Annotated in this window: 20 protein-coding genes; 10 read left to right on the forward strand and 10 right to left on the reverse strand. The window is 69.4% G+C overall.

Annotated elements, in window-relative coordinates; genetic code table 11:
• Window positions 1-81 precede the first annotated feature (81 nt).
• The 4 genes from ACFPPA_RS09985 (at window position 82) to ACFPPA_RS10000 (ending at window position 3,321) form a co-directional block, all read left to right on the forward strand.
• Window positions 82-489, forward strand: a complete 408-nt coding sequence (locus ACFPPA_RS09985) for a response regulator (RefSeq protein WP_377319619.1) — start codon at window positions 82-84, stop codon at window positions 487-489.
• Between the two features lie 124 nt (window positions 490-613).
• The gene (locus ACFPPA_RS09990) at window positions 614-1,174 is read left to right on the forward strand and encodes a YybH family protein (protein ID WP_377319620.1); all 561 of its coding nucleotides are present in this window, start codon (window positions 614-616) and stop codon (window positions 1,172-1,174) included.
• Window positions 1,175-1,252: 78 nt separating this feature from the next.
• Window positions 1,253-2,788, forward strand: a complete 1,536-nt coding sequence (locus tag ACFPPA_RS09995) for a DNA-3-methyladenine glycosylase 2 family protein (RefSeq protein WP_377319621.1) — start codon at window positions 1,253-1,255, stop codon at window positions 2,786-2,788.
• On the forward strand, window positions 2,785-3,321 hold the full coding sequence (locus ACFPPA_RS10000) for a methylated-DNA--[protein]-cysteine S-methyltransferase (protein WP_377319622.1): 537 nt from the start codon (window positions 2,785-2,787) through the stop codon (window positions 3,319-3,321). The genes ACFPPA_RS09995 and ACFPPA_RS10000 overlap by 4 nt, the downstream gene beginning before the upstream one ends.
• 34 nt (window positions 3,322-3,355) lie before the next feature.
• On the opposite strand, the gene ACFPPA_RS10005 is transcribed toward ACFPPA_RS10000, so the two are convergent.
• Window positions 3,356-4,363 (reverse strand): bifunctional helix-turn-helix transcriptional regulator/GNAT family N-acetyltransferase, encoded by a 1,008-nt coding sequence (locus tag ACFPPA_RS10005; protein ID WP_377319623.1) that lies wholly within the window; start codon window positions 4,361-4,363, stop codon window positions 3,356-3,358.
• A 114-nt stretch (window positions 4,364-4,477) separates the two neighbouring features.
• Here ACFPPA_RS10005 and ACFPPA_RS10010 point away from each other — a divergent pair, with 114 nt between their 5' ends.
• Window positions 4,478-5,059, forward strand: a complete 582-nt coding sequence (locus ACFPPA_RS10010; RefSeq protein WP_377319624.1) for a TetR/AcrR family transcriptional regulator — start codon at window positions 4,478-4,480, stop codon at window positions 5,057-5,059.
• Window positions 5,043-6,473: a nitrilase-related carbon-nitrogen hydrolase gene (locus ACFPPA_RS10015; protein ID WP_377319625.1), complete on the forward strand. Its 1,431-nt coding sequence runs from the start codon at window positions 5,043-5,045 to the stop codon at window positions 6,471-6,473. The genes ACFPPA_RS10010 and ACFPPA_RS10015 overlap by 17 nt, the downstream gene beginning before the upstream one ends.
• Here the strand turns inward: ACFPPA_RS10015 and ACFPPA_RS10020 are convergent, their stop codons facing one another.
• The gene (locus ACFPPA_RS10020; RefSeq protein ID WP_377319626.1) at window positions 6,474-6,905 is read right to left on the reverse strand and encodes a hypothetical protein; all 432 of its coding nucleotides are present in this window, start codon (window positions 6,903-6,905) and stop codon (window positions 6,474-6,476) included.
• Window positions 6,906-6,956: 51 nt separating this feature from the next.
• On the opposite strand from ACFPPA_RS10020, the gene ACFPPA_RS10025 reads away from it, so the two are divergent.
• The gene (locus ACFPPA_RS10025) at window positions 6,957-8,312 is read left to right on the forward strand and encodes an alkaline phosphatase family protein (protein ID WP_377319627.1); all 1,356 of its coding nucleotides are present in this window, start codon (window positions 6,957-6,959) and stop codon (window positions 8,310-8,312) included.
• Here the strand turns inward: ACFPPA_RS10025 and ACFPPA_RS10030 are convergent.
• The 7 genes from ACFPPA_RS10030 to ACFPPA_RS10060 all read right to left on the reverse strand — a co-directional run bounded on the left by ACFPPA_RS10030 (window position 8,263) and on the right by ACFPPA_RS10060 (window position 17,201).
• Window positions 8,263-9,522 (reverse strand): MFS transporter, encoded by a 1,260-nt coding sequence (locus ACFPPA_RS10030; protein ID WP_377320673.1) that lies wholly within the window; start codon window positions 9,520-9,522, stop codon window positions 8,263-8,265. The genes ACFPPA_RS10025 and ACFPPA_RS10030 overlap by 50 nt on opposite strands.
• 179 nt (window positions 9,523-9,701) lie before the next feature.
• Window positions 9,702-10,160 (reverse strand): hypothetical protein, encoded by a 459-nt coding sequence (locus ACFPPA_RS10035; RefSeq protein WP_377319628.1) that lies wholly within the window; start codon window positions 10,158-10,160, stop codon window positions 9,702-9,704.
• Window positions 10,161-10,247: 87 nt separating this feature from the next.
• Window positions 10,248-11,234, reverse strand: a complete 987-nt coding sequence (locus ACFPPA_RS10040) for a multidrug resistance efflux transporter family protein (protein ID WP_377319629.1) — start codon at window positions 11,232-11,234, stop codon at window positions 10,248-10,250.
• Window positions 11,235-11,349: 115 nt separating this feature from the next.
• Window positions 11,350-12,543, reverse strand: coding sequence for an efflux RND transporter periplasmic adaptor subunit (locus tag ACFPPA_RS10045; protein ID WP_377319630.1), 1,194 nt, complete (start codon window positions 12,541-12,543; stop codon window positions 11,350-11,352).
• 17 nt (window positions 12,544-12,560) lie between these two features.
• Window positions 12,561-14,927 carry an ABC transporter permease gene (locus ACFPPA_RS10050; protein WP_377319631.1) on the reverse strand — a complete coding sequence of 789 codons (2,367 nt, stop codon included), beginning with the start codon at window positions 14,925-14,927 and terminating at the stop codon, window positions 12,561-12,563.
• Window positions 14,924-15,655, reverse strand: a complete 732-nt coding sequence (locus ACFPPA_RS10055; protein WP_377319632.1) for an ABC transporter ATP-binding protein — start codon at window positions 15,653-15,655, stop codon at window positions 14,924-14,926. The genes ACFPPA_RS10050 and ACFPPA_RS10055 overlap by 4 nt, the downstream gene beginning before the upstream one ends.
• A gap of 172 nt (window positions 15,656-15,827) precedes the next feature.
• Window positions 15,828-17,201: a formimidoylglutamate deiminase gene (locus ACFPPA_RS10060; protein WP_377319633.1), complete on the reverse strand. Its 1,374-nt coding sequence runs from the start codon at window positions 17,199-17,201 to the stop codon at window positions 15,828-15,830.
• Between the two features lie 92 nt (window positions 17,202-17,293).
• Between ACFPPA_RS10060 and ACFPPA_RS10065 the strand changes: the two genes are divergently transcribed.
• Genes ACFPPA_RS10065 through hutI form a run of 3 tightly spaced genes read left to right on the forward strand, consistent with a single transcriptional unit; the run spans window position 17,294 to window position 21,660 of the window.
• Entirely contained in the window at window positions 17,294-18,859 is a 1,566-nt protein-coding gene (locus ACFPPA_RS10065; RefSeq protein ID WP_377319634.1) for a GNAT family N-acetyltransferase, read from the forward strand.
• A 33-nt stretch (window positions 18,860-18,892) separates the two neighbouring features.
• Window positions 18,893-20,380 (forward strand): chloride channel protein, encoded by a 1,488-nt coding sequence (locus tag ACFPPA_RS10070; protein ID WP_377319635.1) that lies wholly within the window; start codon window positions 18,893-18,895, stop codon window positions 20,378-20,380.
• A 17-nt stretch (window positions 20,381-20,397) separates the two neighbouring features.
• Window positions 20,398-21,660: an imidazolonepropionase gene (gene hutI / locus ACFPPA_RS10075; RefSeq protein WP_377319636.1), complete on the forward strand. Its 1,263-nt coding sequence runs from the start codon at window positions 20,398-20,400 to the stop codon at window positions 21,658-21,660.
• Here the strand turns inward: hutI and lpxK are convergent.
• Window positions 21,597-22,598 carry a tetraacyldisaccharide 4'-kinase gene (gene lpxK, locus ACFPPA_RS10080; protein ID WP_377319637.1) on the reverse strand — a complete coding sequence of 334 codons (1,002 nt, stop codon included), beginning with the start codon at window positions 22,596-22,598 and terminating at the stop codon, window positions 21,597-21,599. The genes hutI and lpxK overlap by 64 nt on opposite strands.
• Window positions 22,599-22,600 lie beyond the last annotated feature (2 nt).

A 22,600-nucleotide genomic window follows, 5' to 3' on the forward strand; every position in this document is an offset into this window, starting at 1 on the left:
TCACGTGAATGCGGTTCGACCCGCGCGTTCGTCACCCCTGCGGCATGACGCCCACCCCACCCCAGCATCGGCCCGAATCCCATGAACTACCACGCAGCACTGCCCGACCTGGACGACGCGTCGCCGAACTGGCCGCTGGTGATGGTGGTTGAGAACGACAGGCTGACTTCGGACACGCTGGAGATCGCGCTCGAATCGAGGGAATACCGCGTGCTCGGTCCGGCCGCGAACATGCGCGATGCGCGCGAACTGCTGGAAAGCTCGACGCCGGATATCGCGTTGATCGACGGCCGGCTCGCCGTGGGCGCGTCCAGCGCCCTGTTCACCTCACTGGCCACCCGGCACGTACCGATCTGCGTACTGACCGGGTTGAGCACGGTCGAACTGCCGCCGCTCTATGCCGGCTGCGCGATCCTGCGCAAGCCGTTCGGGCTGAATGCGTTGCTGGTGATGCTGCATCGGATCAGACCGGGCCGATCGGCGCCCTGATTCCGGCACCGTCCCCGACGGCGGATGATCCGGCGCCCCGAACGCCCGGCTCGTCGACCGCACTGCACTGGCACGCAATCGTCCCGCGATGGAGACTGGCGAAAAATGCAGAGGGAGTGGAGCGATGTCACGCATCATGGGGTTGGTACTGTTGCTCGCCTGGTCTGGCGCGATGGCGGCGCCGCCGGCGGCGAAACCGCGGCGGAACGGGGCGGCCTGCGCGGTGTGGCAACGCGAACTGGCGTTTGCGCGCAGCGTGCAGCGGCACGACGCGGCCGCGTTCGCGAGCCACGTCGCGGATGATGCGGTGTTCGATGCGAACACCGCCACGCCGACGCATGGCCGCGACGCGATCCGCGAGCACTGGGCCGCGATCATCGCCGGCAAGAACGTGCAACTGAGCTGGTATCCGCAGCAGGTGGTGACGACGGCGGACGGCACGCTCGCGTATTCCAGCGGCGCGTACCTGCTCGTGACGCAGCCGTCGGCGGACAAGCCAGCGAGCGAGCGGATCGGCCGGTTCGCCACGGTATGGCGGCGCGGCCGCGACCGCGTCTGGCGTGTCGCGTTCGACGGCGGCGACGAAGCCCGGCCGGCGACCGCCGCGCAGGTCGCCGCGTTCCGCGCCGGCCGTCGCGATGCCTGCCCGCGGGACACGCCGGCCGGCAGCGACCCCGGGGCCTGATCCGGGGGCCTGACGGGCTCCGGCATCCATGTCCGAAAACGGCGAGTCCACTGCCGCGGACGGTGCTAGCCTGCGCGCATGTCCGAAACCCACGCCAGCGCCCTGCCCGATCACCGCGTCTGCGAACAGGCGCGGCTGAGTCGCGATGCCCGCTTCGACGGTCTGTTCTTCACCGCCGTCACCAGCACGAAAATCTACTGCCGGCCGGTGTGCCCCGCGCCCGCGCCGAAACCGCAGAACGTGCGCTATTACGCGAACGCGGCGGCAGCGGAAGCGGCTGGCTTCCGGCCGTGCCTGCGCTGCCGGCCTGAGCTGGCGCCGGGCAACGACCAGTGGCAGCGCGGCGATCACGTCGTCGCGCGCGCGCTGAAGCTGATCGAGGGCGGCATGCTGACGGAGCAATCGCTGGATGCGCTCGCGGCGCGGGTCGGCGTCGGCGCGCGGCAGTTGCGCCGGCTGTTCGTCGATCGGGTCGGCGCCCCGCCGATCAGCGTGCACACGACGCGCCGGCTGCTGTTCGCGAAACAGCTGCTGACCGAAACCGCGCTGCCGGTGACGGAGGTCGCGCTGGCCTCGGGCTTTCGCAGCCTGCGCCGGTTCAATGCGGCGTTCGCGCAGGCGAACCGCATCGCGCCGCGCGAGCTGCGCCGCCATCCGCGCCCGACGCCACCGGGCCTGCTGACGCTGCGGCTCGGTTACCGTCCGCCGTACGATTTCGAGGCGCTGCTCGGCTTCCTGCGCACGCGCGCGTTGCCCGGCGTGGAGCACGTCGACGAGCACAGCTATGCGCGTGTGTTCGGCCCGGCCGACGCGCCGGGCTGGCTGCAGCTGCGCGCGTGGCCGGACGGCGGGCACGCGCTGCAACTGCAGCTGCATTGCCCGCAACCGGGACGTCTGCTCGGCGTGGTGACGACCTTGCGGCGGATGTTCGACCTGGATGCGAACCCGCAGGCGATCGCGGACACGTTCCGCCACGATGCGGTGCTCGGCCCGCTGCTGGCGCGCCGCCCCGGCCTGCGCCTGCCCGGTGGCTGGGACGGCTTCGAGATCGCGGTGCGCGCGATCCTCGGCCAGCAGATCAGCGTGGCGGCGGCACGCACGCTGGCGACGCGCATCGTGCAGCGCTGGGGCGAACCGCTGGCGACGTCGCCGATGCCGGGGCTGCAGCGGTTGTTCCCGACACCGGCCGCGCTGGCCGACGCGGACCTGCGCGAAATCGGCCTCACCACGACGCGGGCGGCGACCGTGCGCGGGATGGCGCAGGCACTGCTGGACGGCCGCGTGGATTTCCGCAGCGAGCAATCGCTGGATGCGTTCGTGGCGCGCTGGGTCGCGCTGCCCGGCATCGGCGAATGGACTGCCCATTACATGGCGATGCGCGCGCTGAGCGAGCCGGACGCGTTCCCCGCGGCGGACCTGATCCTGCGCCGCGTGGCCACCACCGATGCGCTGCCGCTGAGCACGAAGGCGCTGACCGCGTGCGCGGAAGCGTGGCGGCCGTGGCGCGCGTATGCGGTGATCCACCTGTGGCGCGGCGCCTCCGATGCGGCGCCGCCCGCACGCACGCCGGCGGCCACGCGGGCACGCGGCCGCAAACCGGCACTACCCGCATGACGACTATGCCGGACACGATCCACTACCACGAGATGCCGAGCCCGGTCGGCCGTCTGCGCCTGGTCGCGGACTACGACGCGCTGCGCGGGATCTGGTTCGAACGCGAACGCCACCCGAAACCGTCACTGGCGCACTGGACCCTGCTGGCGGATCCGCACGCGTCGGCACCGATCGCGGCCGCGTACCGGCAGCTGCAGGAATATTTCGCCGGCGAACGGCAGACGTTCGAGCTGCCGCTGCGCCCGCTCGGCACGCCGTTCCAGCTCGCGGTGTGGCGGGAACTGGCGCACATTCCGTACGGCGTCACGATCAGCTACGGCGAACTGGCCCGGCGCATCGACCAGCCGGCGGCGGTGCGTGCGGTCGGCGCCGCGAACGGGCGCAATCCGCTGCCGATCGTGCTGCCGTGCCACCGCGTGATCGGCAGCGACGGCAGCCTCACCGGCTTCGGCGGCGGCCTGCCGACCAAGCGCTTCCTGCTCGCGCTGGAAGATCGCATCGCGCACGGCGACCTGTTCACCGCGCGGGGTTGAGCGGCGCTCGCGGCCGACCGCTCCGTGGCGAACGTCACGCGACGCGGGCACCCTTTCGCCGCGGGCGGGCGCCGGCTTTCGCGTTCGCGGCACGCGGCGCGCGCCACACCATGTAGACGTTCGCTCGCCGGTAGTGAGAATCGGGCCGGGACGTGGGCTGATGCTCGAAGCCGACGCTTTCGTACAGCCGGATCGCCGGCGTCAACTTGCTGTTGGTTTCCAGGAACAGGGTCTTGCCGCGACGGAGGGTGAATTCCTCGATCGCGGCCTCGATCAGGCGACGACCGATGCCGAGGCCCTGGTAGCGTTCGTCCACCGCCATCTTGGTCAGCTCGCAGGAATCGTCCGGCTCCTTCGTCAACGCGCACGTCCCCACCACCGCATCGCCCAGCAGCGCGAAGAACACCTGTCCGCCAGCGGCAAGGATTTCCTGCTCCGGATTCGACAGCACGCGTTCGTCGATTTCCTCGACGTAGAAATACTTGCGCAGCCATGCGGCGTTGAGCCGGTAGAAGTGTTCGCGCAGCTCCGGCTGGAAGCCGACCACGCGCACCGCCTCGCGCTGGATCGCGAGCGTGCGTTCGGCGATCTCCTCCTGGATCGGCGGCTCCAGCACCCGGGCAAACCCGGACAGCGTGCCCAGCACGTCGATGCCGGCGTCACCGCAGCGCGATTCCAGCACCTCCTGGATCGCCCGCCACGCCGGCTTGGCATCGCGCAGGGCCGCCCGGGATTTCGCGGTCAGGCCGAGCCGCCGCAGGCGTTTGTCGGCGGCATCGGCATTCACCACCAGCCAGCCGTCGCGGACCAGCTTGTCGGCGAGCTGGCTGACCGCGGAATGGGTCTGCCCGATCGCTTCGGCGATCTCGCCGACGGTCCGCGGCCCGCGATCGTGCAACAGCCGCAGCAACGGGAACCAGCGCCCCTGCACCGCGATGCCGCCGCGCTGATAGGCCTCGTCCGCGATCGCATACAGACGATCGCTCAACGCCCGCATGCGACTGCCCAGGGCGAGCAGCCCCAACTCGTTCACGAACTCCATGGGACCATCCGTCAGTTTTTGTGTTAGTGCTAACATATATTTGAACTGGCGGACTGGCAAGCCCCCGCCGCGGATCGCTTGATGTGCCGGTCGCCGGATGTATACACTGTATACATGACTCACCCGGGTACCGCCGAAAAAATCCTGCGCGCCGCACTCCAGCTGTTCGAGCAGGGTGGCGCGGATGCGGTCAGCATGCGCCGCGTAGCCGAGGCGGTCGGCATCACGCCAATGGCGATCTATCGGCATTTCCCGAATCGCGAAGCACTGCTCAAGCGGCTGTCCGACGACAGCTTCCATGCTGTGGCGCACGAATGGCAGGCGCACGCGCAACACCCGGATGTGCTCAAGCGCCTGATCGCCCTGCTGGAGCCGTATCTGGACTACGCACTGGCGCATCCGCACTTGTTCGATCACGCGTTCTCGCTACGTCGCGACGATGCACGACGCTTCCCCGCGGACTTCCGCGAGCGCCAGTCGCCGACGCTCACGATCATCGCCGACACGATCACCGAAGGCATGCGCCAGGGTTTACTGCGCCGGGACGATCCGTGGAACGTGGCGATGACGCTGTGGGCGCACTCGCATGGGCTGATCGCGCTGTTTCGCGCGGGGCGCTTCAGCTATGACGAAGCGCAGTTCCGCCACTTCTATCTGGAATCGCTGGGGAAATTGATCGATGGCATCAAATGTTGATCGCAAGTGGCTGGCGCTTGGTCTGAGTGCCACGGCGCTGTCGGCGCTGGGCTGGTGGCATGGAAGCGGCCTGCATCCGCTGTGGTGGCTGACCTGGCTTGCGCCCTTGCCGGTCCTGCTGCTGGCACCGCGTGTACGTGCACGCTGGGCTGCCCTGGCGGCGTTCGCGGCGTATGCACTCGGCGGGCTGAACCAGTGGGATTATTTGCACGGCTACATCGGCTTGCCACTGCCGACGATTCTGCTCGCGATCGGCGGACCCGCCCTGATGCTGACCCTGTGCACGCTGCTGTTCCGGCAGCTGCTGCTACGTGGTCGCGCGATCGCGGCCGTGCTGGCGGTGCCGACCCTGTGGGTCGCGATCGAATACCTCAACACGCAGCTCTCGCCGCATGGCACGTTCGGCAGCATCGCCTATACCCAGATGGACGCGCTGCCAATCCTGCAGGTCGCCGCCGTCACCGGCCTCTGGGGCATCAGCCTCCTGTTGCTGCTGCTGCCGGCCGCGCTCGCGATGCAGATGGCACCTGCTGCATCGAAGCGCGACCGCGCCGCGGTTGCCGCAATCGCCGTGCTGCTGCTCGGCGCCGCGCTCGGCTACGGTTGCTGGCGCCTGCAGCAGCCGGCGACGACCGTGATGCGAATCGGCCTGGTGTCGCTGGAAAAGCCGATCCGGCCTGCCCTGCACTCTGCTGACGGCCAGGCGCTGGAGGCCCGCTACGTCGCGGCAATCGACCGTCTCGCCGACCGGGGCGCACGCACCGTGGTGATCCCGGAGACCTCGTTTGCCAACGCCGATGCCACCGTCCCCGCGTTCGCCGCACTGGCGCAACGGCACGACCTGGTCGTGGACACCGGCATCGATTTCAAGGGCGACCCGCGGGCGGAGCGCAACATGTCGATGGTCTTCCAGCCAGGTGCCGTCGCGCCGAGCACTTACAGTAAGCGCCACCTGATCCCCGGCTTCGAGGACCACTACACGCCGGGCGACAGCTACCGGATGCTCGACGGCACGCCGCGCGTGGGCCTGGCGATCTGCAAGGACATGGACTTTCACGACATCGGCCATGCTTATGCCGCGCGCGATGCACAGCTGTTGCTGGTACCCGCATGGGACTTCAGCGTGGACGGCTGGTTGCACAGCCGCATGGCGATCATGCGCGGCGTGGAGGGCGGTTTCGCGGTGGCGCGCGCGGCGCGTTCCGGCCGCCTCACGCTGAGCGACGACCGCGGCCGCGTGGTGGCCGAGGCGTCCAGCGAAAAACATGATGCCGAACTGGTCGGCAACCTGCCGCTGCGCACGGCACACACACTGTATGGGCGTTGGGGCAACTGGTTCGCATGGCTGGATCTGGCGGCCCTGCTGGCGCTGCTGGCAGGGGCCGCGCGCCGATCGCTGCACGGGCGCCGCTGATCAGTTGCCGCTGCGCGCCGATGCCGGCAAGTCCCGCGGAATCACCCGCGGCAGCGCGGTCCGGTCACGGTAGCGATCGAGCCGTGCCTCCTGCTCGGCACGGTCGCGATCGGCTTGCGCGCGATCGGCCTGGTCCAGCTGCCGCTGCAAGTGCGGGTGCTTCGCACCCGGTCGCTTCGCGTTGTCCGAGACCGACTGATGCAGCTGCTGCTGCAGCTGGCTTTTCTGCAACTCGTCGCGCACCTGCTGCTGTTGCACGGTCTGCTGGAACTGCAGATCGGGCGCGGGAGCGATCACCACCGGGACCGGCTTGATCACTGGCTGCGGCGCGGATTGCCAGGCGCCGGCAGCGGCCACCGGCAGCAGCGCCAGTGCACCGGTCAGCAGCGCGTGCCGGATCGGGTGGCCATGCTCGGTTCGTGAAATGGTCATGACTCTGCGCAATCATGTCGGGATATTTGTCCGTATCGTAAGGTTCCGAGCATGAAATTCCTGTTCCGCCTGCTGCTGTGTCCGTTGCTGGCATCAAGCGCCGGTTGCGTCACCCGGCCGCCGTCCGCGCCGACCGCCGTGGCGGCGCCTTCCAGCCGGCCGACACCGCTGCTGCTGATCTCGATCGACGCCTACCGTTACGACTATATCGAGCGCGGACTGAGCCCGACCCTGGCGATGCTGGCGCGGACCGGCGTGCAGGCCGCCTCGATGCAGCCGTCGTTCCCGTCGCTGACGTTTCCGAACCACTACACCATCGTCACCGGCCTGCGCCCGGATCACCACGGCATCGTGCACAACGACATGGTCGATCCGCAGCTGGGCGAGTTCTCGCTGGACAACCGCCGGGCGGTCCGCGATGGACGCTGGTGGGCCGAAGCCACGCCGATCTGGGAGACCGCCGACCGGCACGGCCTGCGCACCGCCACGATGTTCTGGCCCGGCTCCGAGGCGAACATCCATGGCCGCTATCCGGATGAGTGGCAGCCGTTCGACATGAGCATGCCCGCGGACCAGCGGGTGGACCAGATCCTGGCCTGGCTGGACCTGCCCGCCGACCAGCGGCCGAGCTTTCTCACCCTGTATTTCGACAAGGTCGACCACTACGGCCACCTCGATGGCCCGGACTCGCCGCAGCTGAACGAGGCGCTGCGCAGGACCGACGCGGCGATGGCGCGACTGGTGCGCGGCCTGAAGCAGCGCGGCCTGTTCGAGCGGATGAACATCATCGTGCTGGCCGATCACGGCATGGCCAGCGTGCCGCTGGCGAACAGCATCCTCATCGACCGGCTGATTCCGCTCGATCAGTTGCAGACCGTCAGCACCGGCGTGCTGGCCGGCTTCAATCCAAAGGACCGCAGCGCGCGGGCACGCGCCGAATTCGCCACGATCGAACACCGGCTCGAACAACCGCAGCAGCACATGAAGTGCTGGGACAAGACGCGGGTGCCGCTCCGCTTCGCCTACGGCCACAATCCGCGCGTACCGCAGTTGCTGTGCCTGGCCGATGTCGGCTGGCGCATCACCACGACCTGGAAGCTGGCCCACCACAAGAAGCCGATCAGCCTCGGCGAGCATGGCTACGACAATGCCGATCCGCGGATGCAGGCGGTGTTCGTGGCGCACGGGCCGGCGTTCCGGGTGGGCGTGAAGGTTCCCGCGTTCCCGAACGTGGACGTCTATCCGCTGATGGCCCACCTGCTCCGGCTGCCGCCCGTGCCCAACGACGGCGACTTCGACGCGGTGAAGGACATGCTGAAGCCCACGCCGCACGCGGGCCGCGACCCGGAGCACCGGCTCACGGCATCGCCCCACGGCTCATCGGGGTCGGCGGCGTCGCCACGTTGACCAGCGGCGGCAGGCGGAACAGGCGCAGCGCGATCAGCAGACCGGCCAGCACCAGCGCACCGACGAACAGCGCCACGCCGTTCCAGCCGAACGCGGCGTAGAACAGCCCGCCACTGGCGCCGGCGAGGCTCGAACCCATGTAGTAGCAGAACAGGTACACCGACGCGGCCTGTGCCCTCGCCGCGCCGGCTCGTCGTCCGACCCAGCTGCTGACGATGGAGTGGCCACCGAAGAAGCCGAACGTCACCGCCACGATGCCGAGCATGATCGGCGCGAGCCCGTGCATCAGGGTCAGCGCCACCCCCGCCAGCATCAGCGCGAACGCACTCCACAGCACCCGGCGCCGGCCCAGCCGGCCGGCCAGGTGACCCATCCAGGCCGAACTGAAGGTGCCGACCAGGTAGATGCCGAAGATCAGCCCGACGGTGGCCTGGCTGAGGTTGTACGGCGGCGCCAGCAGGCGGTAGCCGAGATAGTTGTAGACGGTGACGAACGCGCCGAGCAGCAGGAAGCCCTCGGCGAACAGCCATGGCAGGCCGCGGTCGCGAAACATCCCGCCGAAGCGTCCCAGCACGGTCCGCCAGTGCAGCGGCTGCGCCACGAAATGCCGCGACGGCGGCAACGCCCGCCAGAAGATCAGCCCGGCCAGCACGCCGATCAGGCCGACCACGCCGACGCCGAAGCGCCAGCCGAGGAAATCGGCCAGCACGCCGGTGATCAGCCGCCCGCCCATGCCGCCGACGGCGCTGCCGCTGATGTACAGGCCCATGCCCAGGCCGATCGAATCCGCATGCATCTCCTCGCTGAGGTAGGTCATCGCCACCGCCGGCAACCCGCTCAGGGTCAGCCCGAGCAGCGCACGCACCAGCAGCAGCGCCGACCAGTCCGGCATCAGCGCGGTCACCAGCACCAGCACGGCGGAGGACAGCAGCGACGCCACCATCACCGACTTGCGCCCCCAGGCATCGGACAGCGCGCCGGCGAACAGCATCGCGAACGCCAGCACGCCGGTGGTCAGCGACAGCGACAGCGCACTGGTCGCCGCGCTGACCGCGTAGTCGCGACTGAACTCCGGCATCAGCGGCTGCACGCAGTACAGCAGGCCGAACGTGGCGAACCCGGCCGCGAACAGCGCCAGGTTGGTGCGGCGGAACGCCGGCGTGCCGTGGCGGATCCGCTCCGCCGACGGAGCGGCGGCCGGCGACGGCATGGCGATGGATTCCGGATCGTGTTTCATGCCGCCTGCCCGTTCAAGACTGCTTCGATGCGCGCACGATAACCGCAGCGCGCGCGAAAGGCAGGATCTTGTCGAGCGGCGAGCCCGATTCCGGCCCGGTACCGGGTGTCGCTGCGCGGACCGATCCGCAGGACGCGCATCCACCGCATCGGTCATTCCGCGGCAGCGACCGCATCCCGCGCGAAGAACGCCACGATCAGGCCGAACAGCAGCATCGCCAGCACGTTGGCAAGCAGCGATTGCGCGGTGAAGTGCGGCTTCGCGGCCGCCGACAGCGGCACCACGACGTACTCCATCACCACGAAGACGACCACGCCATAGGCCACTCCCGCCGCGATCCAGCGTTCACGCATCCAGGCCAATCGGCGCGACGCGACGACGAAGATCGCCGCAATCAGCAGGGACATCCCCCACTGCAGGGCGAGGCCAAGCAGCGACACCGCCATGCCGCCGTGAAACGCCTCGCGGCCAAGCAGGCCGCTGGCGATCGCACGCAGGATGATCCATGGACTGACTCCATTGATCAGCGAGGCGGCACCGACATCGAGCGTGCCGGCGACGAGGCCGCCACAGAGCGTGGCAACCAGCGCTGGGGTACGTGCTTCGGTCATCGGTGGCTCCCTCGTTGTTGGACGAACGCACCGGAATACGCCAGCGGCGGCAACCCGGCATGTGCCAGCAGTCATGTCGACTCCCGGTCAGGCGCTGCGATCGCCACGCAGGATGCGCACCGCCTCGTCGTCGCCGGCCGCCCCGCGCCCGCTGACCCAGCCGAACAGCGCGATGCCGACGATGATCGCCAGTGCGCCGAACAGCGTATAGCCGTGCGGCCACGCCTCGCCCAGGAACAGCACGCCGAGCAGGGTCGCGAACAGCAGCTCGGCCGCCTGCATCGCCTCGACCGCCGCCAGCGCGGTCGGCTCGCGCCGCACCATGTCGGTGGCGCGGAAGAACAGCACCGTGGCGATGGTGCCCGACGACAGCGCCACGCCGCCGGCCAGCAGCGCCTCGCGCCAGCCCGGCGGCCCGATCGTGCACCAGGCGATGACCGCGAACATCCACCACAGCGGCCAGCTGCACAGGGTCATGCCGAACACGCGCTGCACCGCATTCAGGTGCGTCGTGCCGTGTTCCAGATGCAGCAGCAGTTTGCGATTGCCCAGCGGATACGCGAACGCGGCCAGCACCACCGCCGCGATCGCCAGCCAGTCGCCGGCATGCAATTGCCCGTGCGCATGGCCCCACTGCAACACGAACACCCCCGCCACGATCAGCGCGCCGATCGCCAGCGTGCGCCAGGCCAGCTGCCGCCGCGCATCGCGATAGATCAGCGGTGCCAGCAAGGGCCCGGCCAGCACGGTGGTCTGGAAGCTGCCGGCGATCAGCCACGACGGCCCGCTGCTGGCCGCCCAGGTCAGCGGGATGCCGAACAGCACGAAACCCACCGCGCTCCAGCCCAGCCAGGTGCGCGGGTAGCGGGCCAGCTCGCGCGGCAGGTCACCCAGCCCACCCTGCAGCGGCAACGCCAGCGCCAGCAGCGGCAACGTGAACAGGTAGCGCAGGATCACCGCCCACGCCCAATGGCCGCCACCGCTCACGAGGCTGCGATTGAGTACGTAGGTCAGCGTGAAGAACAGCGCCGAACACAGCGCCAGCCCCACCGCGGCGAGAGCATTCGAGCGCATCGGCGATTCCCGGAAAACGCGAGTGTGGCAAATCGCACGACGGCTGCGTAGCCGTCCAGCCGGATCGGGCCGAGCAGGCCACCGGGAGCCCGCGCGGCCGGCGTCGCCAGCCAGGTCACGACGAGGCGTCCACCACCTGCACGCGCTGGCCATCGACCAGGCGATCATCCGGGTAGGCGATGACCCGATCGCCCTGCTTCAGACCCTGGAGGATTTCGATCGTGCCATCGCCCTGCGTGCCGGTTTTCACCGTCGTCAACCGCGCCCGCCCGCCCACCACGCGATACACGGCCCAGTCGCGCCCGTGCTGGAACAGCGCACTGGAAGGCACCTGCAGCACGTCCGGACGACGCGCCACCTCGAACTCCACCTCGACCCGGTAGCCATCGCCCAGTTGCGCCCACTGCTCGTGCGGGGCCGTGATGTCCAGCCACACCAGGGTGCGTTGTTCCTCCACGCCCAGCGCCGAGACCTTGGTGAAGCCGCCGGGCTCGATCCGCGCGACCCGTGCCGGCAACTCGCCCTCGCCGCCCCAGCGCAGGATATGCGCCGCCGACCCCGGTCGCAGCGTGATGGCCTGTTGCGACAGTGCCTGCACCATCACTTGCAGCTGGCGCAGATCGCCGAGCTCCAGCAGGGACTGCCCCGCCTGCACGGGTACCGCACTTTCCTGATAGCGGTGCAGCACCACGCCGTCGATCGGCGCACGCATTTCGACCACTTGGCCGCCGGTGCGACCCTGTCCGCTCAGCAACGACGCCAGTGCCACCCGCTGCTGCTCCGCGGCACGCCGCTCGGCGCCCGCCGCCGCCGCCGCGGCCCGGGCACGGGCCAGGCGCGCCTCGGCCTCGTCGAGCGTCGCCACGCTGACCACGCCGGAAGCACCCAGCGTCCGCATGCGCCGCACGTCGCGCAGGGCGAGATCGGCGTCGGCCTGCGCCGCCGCCAGGCGTTGCGCCGCCGCCTGCATCGAGGCCTGCGCGGCTTGTTCCTCGGCCAGCAGGCGGGCCCGGTTCGCGGGATCGAGCAAGCTGGCCCGCGACGGTTCGATCACCGCCAGCACCTGCCCGGCCCTGACCGCATCGCCCTGCAGCAAATCGATCCGCTGCAGGGTGCCGGCGATCGGCGCGGAGATGACCCAGCGCCGCGGCAGTTGGGTGCGCCCTTCCTCCTCGAAGTGCTGCACCAGCGTGCCGCGGTGCACGCCGACCACGTCCACCGGGCGCGGCGACCGTTGCAGCGCCCACCACGCCACGCCAAGCGCGGCGATGACGACGACCACGGACAGCATCAGATTGCGGCGTTTCATGCTCACGATTCCAGTCCTCACTCGCGCGTCTTGAGTACGGCAATCAGGTCCAGCCGGGCGATGCGCCGGCGCACCAGCAGCGCCGACACCAGGCTGGCGCCCAGCACCATCAATCCGGCGTAAGCATAGGTGGCCGTGGTCAGCTGCACCGGCACGCGGAACAGCTCGGACTGCAGCCCCTGCACCATGACCCAGCACAGGCTCCAGCCCGCGACGAAGCCCAGCGGCAGCGATGCCAGCACCAGCAGGCCCAGCTGGCCGAGCAGCACGGCGCTGACCTCGCCTTCGGTCATGCCCAGCACACGCAGGCTGGCCAGCTCGCGCCCGCGTTCGGACAGGCTGATCCGCGCGGTGTTGTAGACCAGCCCGAAATTGATCACCGCGCCCAGCATCCCGGCCACCCAGGTGAACATCAGCATGCTTTCGCCCATGGTGTCGTAGAAGCTGTTGACCGCGGCCAGGCGCGAACTGATCCCGGCCACCCAGGGCCGCCGATCCAGACGGGTGTAGACGTCCGGTTCGGCGCCTGGCATGACGCTGAGCAGGACGCCCGACACCACGTCGCCGTCGCCCAGCAACCGGTTCAGCGCGTCCAGTTCCATGTAGCCCTGGGCACCGAAGTATTCGTGCACGAAGCCCGCCACCCGCACGCTGCGCAGGCGCCGGTGACCTTCCAGCGCCTGTACCTCGACGCGGTCGCCCGGCTTGAGGTCGAGCATGCCCTGCAGGTAGTCGGTGAGCAGCACGCCGTCGGACGGAGGCTTCACCGGCTGCAGCTGCGTGTCCAGCGGCCTTCGCAGTTCCGCCCCCGGCGGCAGGCCCTCGATCACCGTGCGATAGCTGCGCAGCCCGTGGATCAGGCGCACCGGCGCCGAACGCACCGGCTCGGCATCACGCACGCCGGGCAAGGCGGCCAGCTCGAACAGCACCCGGCGCGGCGCCGGCTCGACGAAGCTGATCGCCAGGTCGTGGCGCTGGGCGATGCTGAGCTGGGTATCCACCATGTAGCCGACCGCATCGCCCTGGAAGCGCCCGACCATCATCACCGCACTGGCCATGGCCAGCCCCAGCACGGTGAGCAGTGCCCGTCCCGGGCGGCGCTCCAGGTCGCGTAACACCATCCGCGACGACTGCGACAGCCAGCGCTGCAACCCGAGTCGCTCGATCAGCGTGGGTCCGAAGCGCGGTGGCGCCGGTGCCCGCATGGCCTCCGCCGGCGGCAATTCGAGGACGGCGCGCAACGCCATCATGGCGCCGGCCGACGCCGCGGCCAGGCTCACCGCCAGGCCGGTGGCGAGCGCGCCCACGCTGAGGTGGTACTTCAGGAACGGGAAGCGGTAGATGTCCTGGTAGAGCTGGGCCAGCAGGTGGCCCAGCACGGCGCCCAGGGCTATGCCCAGCACGGCGCCGCCCAGGGCGATGATTCCCGCCATGCTGAGGTAGTGGCCGGCCAGCGCACGGTCGCGGTAGCCGAAGGCCTTGAGCACGCCGATCTGGTCACGCTGGGTGCCCAGCAGGCGCATCATCACCACGTGCAGCAGGAAGGCGGCGACGCCCAGGAATATCGCCGGAAACAGCCGCGCCATGGTGCCGAGCTGGCGCAACTCCTCTTCGAGATAACGCGCCGACGTCTGCTCGTGGCGCCCATACGCACCGACGCCGCCGTAGCGCGCCAGCAGCGTGTCCAGCGACGCGATCACCTGGGCCGGCCGCGCGTCGGGCAACAGGCGCAGCACCACGTTGTTGAAGGCACCGTCCATGTTCAATGCCTGCTCCATCGCGTGACGGTTCATCCACAACACGGCATAACGCTTGAAATCCGGGAAGATCGCCCCTGGCGGACTCTGCAGCACGTACTCGGGCGAGGTACCGATGCCGACCACCTGCAGCCAGCGCTGGCGACCGCGCAGGATGAGGCGCACGCGGTCGCCAGCACGCAGCGCATGCGTGCTCGCGAACGCCTCGCCCAGCACCACTTCGTTGTCGACATCCGGATCGGGCAGACGGCCGCTGCGCAGCTGCAGCCGGTTGAGCAGCGGCTGGCCACCGCGGATCGGCAATGACACCACTTCCGCCCGTATCGGCTCGCTGTAACCGGGCAGACCCAGGGTGCCCATCGCCAGCAGGCGCGTCTGCACGGTCTGCACCCCCGGCACGGCCTGCAGTCGGGGCACCAGCGTGTCCGGCGCCCGCTTCAGCGGCGCCCACAGGTCGGCCAGCGCGCCCTCCTGATAGAACAGCGTGCGGGTGGTCAGCAACGACTCGTAAGTGGACTGCGACATCACCAGCGTGGCCACGCCGCCGGCGATCACCAGCGCGATCGCCAGCGCCTGCCCGCGCAGGTGCCACAGGTCGCGCCACGCCTTGCGCGTCAGCGCGCTCACCAGCTCAGCTCCCGCGCGGGAATGCGCTGTGCGGGACGTTCCTCGCGCACGATGCGGCCGTCGCCCAGGTACAGCACGCGATGCGCCATGCGGGCGATGTCGGCGTTGTGGGTGATCACCACGGTGGTGGTGCCCAGTTCCGCGTTGACCCGCTCCAGCGCCTCCAGCACGCGCACGCCGGTGGCCGAATCGAGCGCGCCGGTCGGCTCGTCGCACAGCAGCACCGCCGGCCGCTTGGCGATCGCGCGGGCAATCGCCACGCGCTGTTGCTGGCCACCGGACAGCTGGGCGGGAAAGTGATCCATGCGATCGGCCAGGTCGACCCGCGCCAGCGCTTCCTCCGGGGTCATCGGCTGCTCGGCGATTTCGGTGACGATCGCCACGTTCTCGCGCGCGGTGAGGCTGGGAATGAGGTTGTAGAACTGGAACACGAAACCGACGTGCTCGCGGCGGAACAGGGTCAGCTCACGCTCGTCGGCACCGGTGAGGTGATGCCCCTCGTACCAGACCTCGCCGGCGGTCGGCACGTCGAGCCCGCCGAGGATGTTCAGCAGGGTCGACTTGCCGCTGCCCGAGGGCCCCAGCAGCACCACGAACTCGCCGCGGTAGAGGTCCAGATCCACCCCGCGCAGGGCCGGCACCTCGACTTCGCCCATGCGGTAGACCTTGGTCAGGCCGCGGGCGCGAAACACCGGTTCGGCAACGGGCAGCGATGAGGCCGGAATCATGCAGTCACCCCAGGGCGGGACCGCCGGGAAGCGGTGGCGAGAACCAGCCTAGCCGCTCGTTGCGCGCCGTTTCATGACTTCACGCAATTTCGGATGGATTTCCGCATGCCCGACATGGACGACACTGCCGTGCACCGGCCATGCCGGGCCGGCCGGCAAACCTTCGACCCGCTCAGATGCCGGAGGCCAGCTCCGCCGCCACATGCCGGTAACGCGCGGCGATCCGTTCCTCGTCGTGGTGGCGGAATCCGCGCACCTGCCAGCGCCCGCCCACCATCACGTCACGCACCAGCGGCGTGTTGCCGGCGAACAGCCAGCTGTCGATCAATGCACGGCTGTCGCGCGCGGCCACAAGGGGCGAGTTTTCGTCCAGCACGATCAGGTCGGCGCGGGCACCGGCACGCAGTTCGCCCAGCGGCATGCCCGACGCCTGCGCGCCCCCGCGCAAGGCGGCGCGCCACAGCGTCTCGCCCACGCTGTCGCCCTGCTGCCGGGCCGCGACATTGCGATGACGCGTGCTCAGGCGCTGGCCGTATTCCAGCCAGCGCAGTTCCTCCACCGGCGAGATCGAGATGTGCGAATCCGAGCCGATGCCGAACGTGCCGCCGGCGTCCTGGTAGGCCGCCAGCGGGAACAGGCCGTCGCCGAGATTCGCCTCGGTGGTCGGGCACAGGCCGGCCACCGCGCCGCTGCGCGCGATCTGCCCGGTTTCGGCGTCGGTCAGGTGCGTGGCATGCACCAGGCACCAGCGGGAATCGACGTCGGCGTGATCGAACAGCCATTCCACCGGCCGCGCACCGCGGGTGGCGAGGCAGTCCTGCACCTCGCCGATCTGCTCGGCGATGTGGATATGGATCGGGCAGGTTTTCGCGATGTCGCTGGCGAGCACCTCGCGCATCGCCTGTTCCGGCACCGCCCGCAGCGAATGCAGCGCGATGCCGATACGCACGTCGGCGCTCTCGTGGGCGCGCAGCGTCTCGAGCAGGCGCAGATAGCCTTCCACCATATGACCGAAACGGCGCTGGCGCGGGGTCAGTGCACGACCGTCGAAGCCGCCGCTGATGTACAACACCGGCAGCAGGGTGAGCGCGATACCTGCCTCGCGGGCCGCCTCGATCAGGGCCAGCGACATCGCCTCGGGATGGGCGTACGGCGCGCCGTCCGGCTGGTGGTGCAGGTAATGGAATTCGCAGACCTGGGTATAGCCGGCCTTGAGCATCTCGACATACAACTGCGCCGCGATCGCCCTGAGTTCGTCCGGCCCGATCGTGGCGGCGAACGCGTACATCGTCTCGCGCCAGCTCCAGAAGTTGTCGTCGGTGTTGCCGCGACGCTCGGCCAGCCCGGCCATCGCGCGCTGGAACGCGTGCGAATGCAGGTTCGGCATGCCCGGCAGCACCCAACGTCCGATCGGCTCGCCTGCCGTCTGCGGCGACGACTGCAGTCGTCCATCCGCGCCGATGGCAAGTGTGACCCCGGCGTGCCAGCCGTCGGGCTGCCACAGCTGCTCGACCCTGATGCTTTCGCTGTGTGCGGGAATGCCCATCTGCCTGCTCCGTTGCCCGAGGCGGGCAGTGTAACCGGCCGGGCCCGCGCGTCTTCACCTGGCCTGCCCACAGCGGTGGGCATACTCTCCGGATGGCCAAGAAAACGAACGAACAGACTCCACGACTCCAGGTGCGTCAGGCAAAGCCCGACGACGTACCGGCCCTGGTCGAACTGACCGGACGCATCTATTCCACCGAATGGGGCCATTCGGCCGAGATGCTGCGTTCCCAGCAGACCCACTTCCCCGAAGGCCAGTTCGTGGTCGAGTACGAGGGCAAGCTGGTCGGCTACTGCGCCACGTTCCGCATCGACGAGGCGACCGCGCTGGCGCCGCACACCTGGAACCAGATCACCGGCGGCGGCATGGCCTCCCGCCACAATCCGGACGGCGACTGGCTGTACGGCATGGAAGTGGTGGTGCACCCGGACTACCGCGGCATGCGCATCGGCCAGCGCCTGTACCAGGCGCGCAAGCGGCTGTGCACCGATCTCAAGCTGCGCGGCATCGTGTTCGGCGGGCGCATCCCCGGCCTGGCGAAGAACATCCAGCGTTACGGCAGTGCCGAGGCCTATGTGCAGGCCGTGGTCGACGGCAAGCGCCGCGACCTCACGCTGAGCTTCCAGCTCAACAACGATTTCGAACTGATCGGGCTGTTGCGCGCCTATGTGTCCTCGGACCACGAGTCGCTCGGCTATGCCGCGCACCTGATCTGGCGCAACCCGCGCCTGCACGACCAGCCGGACACCCCCTCGCCGTCGTCAACGCAACGACTGCCCGATTCGGTGCGGGTGGCCTCGGTGCAATACCAGCAGCGGCGGATCACCTCGTTCGAGGAGTTCGCCACCCAGGTGGAATATTTCACCGACATCGCCGCCGACTACAACGCGGATTTCGTCACTTTCCCCGAGCTGATCACGCTGCAGCTGCTGTCGATCGAGAACACCGAGCTGTCGCCGGTGGAGTCGATCCGCAAGCTGAGCCACTACACGCCGCGGGTGAAGGAGCTGTTCAGCCGCCTGGCCGTCCGCTTCAACATCAACATCATCGGCGGCACGCATCCGACCGAGCAGGCCAACGGCGATATCCACAACGTCTGCTACGTGTGTCTGCGCGACGGCTCGATCCACGAGCGCGAGAAACTGCACGTCACGCCCAGCGAGCGCACCGTGTGGAACATCACCGGTGGCGAGAGCGCCGCCACGATCCAGACCGACTGCGGCCCGATCGGCGTGATGATCTGCTACGACGCCGAGTTTCCGGAAGTGGCGCGCCACCTCACCGACCAGGGTGCGCTGATCCTGTTCGTGCCGTTCTGCACCGACGTGCGCGAGGGCTACCTGCGCGTGCGCTACTGCGCCCAGGCCCGCGCGATCGAGAACCAGTGCTACGTGGTGATGTCCGGCAACGTGGGCAACCTGCCCGGCGTCAACAACTTCGACATCCAGTACGGCCAGAGCTGCATCCTCACGCCCAGCGACTTTCCATTCGCCCGCGATGGCGTGGCGGCGGACTCCACGCCGAACATCGAGACCGTGCTGTTCGCCGAGCTGCGGCTGGAAAGCCTGGCCCGTGCGCGCAACGCCGGCGCGGTGCAGAACCTCAAGGATCGCCGCTTCGATCTGTACGAAACACGCTGGCGTCCGCTGCCGCACTGACGGTGAGGGCGCGAGGTCTGCGATAATCACCGGATGACCGAACCCACACCGGCTTCCCCGACCTCCTCCAATCCGCGTCTGCAGGCCCTGCTCGGACACGAATTCTTTGCGCCGCATCAATGGAAACGGCGCATCGCGCTGTGGGTCGGCGCGATCCTGGTGGCGCTGGCGGCGATCCTGTTCGCCAAGGCCAGCGACTGGTCCTACCACCTGTTCCGGCTGATGCTGGGCTATGGCGCATGGATTCCGCTGATCATCACGCCGATCGTGTTCGGCCTGCTCGCCTGGGTCACCGAGGGCAAGCTGCGCGCCACCCGCGGCAGCGGTATCCCGCAGGTGATCGGCACCCTGCATATCGAGGACGAGGGCTTTCGCGCGCGCATGCTGTCGCTGCCGATCTCGGTCGGCAAGATGGTGCTCACCCTGCTGGCGATGGCCGTCGGCGCATCGATCGGCCGCGAGGGCCCCACCGTGCACGTGGGCGCGGGCCTGTTCTATTCGCTGGGCCGGCGCTTCGGCTTCACCGACCCGAAGGCCGCCTCGCGCTTCATCCTCGCCGGCGGCGCCTGCGGCATCGCGGCGGCGTTCAACGCTCCGCTGGCCGGTGTGGTCTTCGCGATCGAGGAACTGGCCGGCACGTTCGAGCATCGCTTCAGCGGCCTGTTGCTGACCGCGGTGATCGTCGGCGGCGTGGTGTCGCTCGGCGTGATGGGCAATTACGCCTACTTCGGCCACGTCAGTGCCAGCCTGCCGCTGGGCCATGCCTGGCTCGCGGTGCTGCTGACCGGCATCATCTGCGGCCTGCTGGGCGGCCTGTTCGCACGCCTGATCCTGCTCAGCCGCAACGGACCGCTGGCGTATATCGGCCGGCTGCGCTCGCACGCGCCGGTGCTGTTCGCCGCCGGCTGCGGCCTCGCGCTGGCGCTGATCGGGCTGTTCTCGCACAACAACGTCTACGGTACCGGCTACGAACAGGCGCGCGCGTTCGTGCAGGAGGCGGCGGTCACCCCGGGCCAGAGCTTCGGCATCGCCAAGCTGTTCGCGAATGTCGTTTCCTACTGGGCCGGCATTCCCGGCGGCATCTTCTCGCCGGCTCTGGCGGTCGGTGCCGGCCTCGGGCACAACATCGCCTACTTCCTGCCCAGCATCCCGGCAGGCACCGTGGTGCTGCTGGGCATGAGCGCCTATCTGTCGGGCGTCACCGGCGCACCGCTGACCTCGGCGGTGATCGCGATGGAGCTGACCGACAACCAGGACATGGTGATCCCGATCATGGCCGCCTGCCTGCTGGCCCGCGCGGCGGCCTCGCTGTTCTGTCCCACGCCGGTGTACAAGGATTTCGCCGAGCGCATGGTGCAGGACTTCGAACGGCAGCAGGCCTCCCACGCCGAAGACGCCGAGAAGGCGCGGCTCGAAGCCGTGGCGATGCAACATGTCGGCAAGACCAGTGCCTACGACGAGCAGGCCACGCCGGCGGATGAGGGCGATGACGCCCCGACCGAAGAGCAGGCCACACCCTAGACGGAGTCAGCACGCACATGAACGAGCCACGCTGGGACCGCTTGCTGCTCAATGCCACGCTGGCGACGTTCGTCGGCGACACCCCGTACGGCCTGATCGAGCAGGCGGCGATCGGCTTGCATCACGGTCGTATCGCCTGGCTCGGTCGCGTGAACGATCTGCCGGACGCGCCGAACCTGCTTGCCGACGTGGTGGAATCGCTGGATGGCGCGCTGGTCACGCCGGGACTGATCGACTGCCATACCCATCTGGTGTTCGGTGGCGACCGCGCGCATGAATTCGACCTGCGCCTGAACGGTGCCGGCTACGAAGAGATCGCCCGCGCCGGCGGCGGCATCCTGTCGACCGTCCAGGCCACCCGCGCGGCCAGCGAGGAGGCGTTGTACGCGCAAGCCTTGCCGCGGGCACGCGCGCTGCTCGCCGACGGCGTGACCACGCTGGAAATCAAATCCGGTTACGGCCTGGAGCTGGAAAGCGAGCGCCGCATGCTGCGTGTGGCGCGGCGGCTGGGCCGCGAACTCGGGATCACCGTGCAGACCAGTTTCCTGGGGCTGCATGCGCTGCCGCCGGAATATCTCGATCGACGCGCCGAGTACGTGGCGCTGGTCTGCGACGAGATGCTGCCCGCGCTGGCCGCCGACGGACTGGTCGACGCAGTCGATGCGTTCTGCGAAGGGATCGGCTTCAGCCGCGAGGAAACCCGCCGCCTGTTCGAGCGCGCGAAGCAGCTCGGGCTGCCGGTAAAACTGCACGCCGAGCAGTTGTCCGACCTCGACGGCGCGGCGCTGGTCGCCGAATACGGCGGCCTGTCGGCCGACCACCTGGAGCATCTCGGCGAGTCGGGCATCAAGGCGATGGCCATGGCCGGTACCGTCGCCGTGCTGTTGCCCGGTGCGTTCTATGCGCTGCGCGAGACGCGGCTGCCGCCGGTGGACCTGCTGCGCGAGCATCGCGTGCCGATGGCGGTCGCCACCGACTGCAACCCCGGCACCTCGCCGCTGCTGTCGCTGCGGTTGGCCGCCGGGATGGCCTGCACGCTGTTCCGGCTGACGCCCGAGGAAGCGTTGCGCGGGGTCACCGTCCATGCCGCCCGCGCGCTGGGATTGACCGATCGCGGCACGCTGGCGCCGGGCCAGCGCGCCGACCTGGTGGTATGGAACACCAGCCGGCCGGCCGAGCTGTGCTACTGGATCGGCGGCAGCCTGGCCCGCAAGATCTATGTGGCAGGCGAAACGGTGTCGCGGCGCAAGCCGCCCAGGCGTTCGCCCAGCGCCTCGTAGAAAGCCGGTGGCAGCTCCGCCTGCACCGGCACGCGCCACCAGTGCGGCCGGGCGAACTGGCGGCATTTGACCGCATCCTTGTCGGTCATCAGCAACGGCAGCTCATCGCCGAAGTCCAGCTCGCGCGCCGCGAACGCGTGGTGATCGGCGAAGGCATGCTCGATCACCTCGATGCCTGCGGAACGCAGGCTGTCGAAGAAACGCGCCGGATGACCGATCGCCGCGATCGCATGAACGCGGCGACCGGAAAAAGCAGCCAGCGGCTGGCGTCGGCCATCGCCCAGGGCCACCGCCTCGCCACCGCGCAACTGCATCGGGTATTCGCCCTCGGCGCAGGTGCCGCCGTTGCAGACGCGGAAGTCCACCCGGTGCAGGCGGGCCAGCGGCTCGCGCAACGGACCGCGCGGCAACAGCCGCCCGTTGCCGAAGCGCCGCACGCCATCGATCACGCAGATCTCCAGGTCCCGGGCCAGCGTGTAGTGCTGCAGGCCGTCGTCGGCGACCAGCACGTCGCATCCAGCCTCCAGCAGCAGGCGTGCCGCCGCCGGCCGGTCGCGACCCACCGCCACCGGCACGCCGCTGGCATGGATCAGGCAGGGTTCGTCGCCCACTTCCGCCGGATCCGGTGCGGCGCCCAGCAGCAACGGTTCGCGCCGGCTGCCGCCGTAGCCACGGCTGACCACGCCGGGGCGCCAACCCCGTGCCTGCAAGGCCTCGACCAGCGCGATCGTGAGCGGTGTCTTGCCGGTGCCGCCCACGCTGAGGTTGCCGATCACGATCACCGGTGCCTGCAGGCGCACGCTGCGCAGCCAGCCGGCCCGATACAGCATCCGGCGCAGGCGTACCACGGCGCCGTACAGCGCCGCCAGCGGCCACGTCCACCAGGGCGCCCGGCGACTGCCGTACCAGGCTGATTCGAGCGTGTCGATCAGCGCCATGG

Source organism: Rhodanobacter ginsengisoli (genome assembly GCF_042657065.1).
GTDB lineage: Bacteria > Pseudomonadota > Gammaproteobacteria > Xanthomonadales > Rhodanobacteraceae > Rhodanobacter > Rhodanobacter ginsengisoli.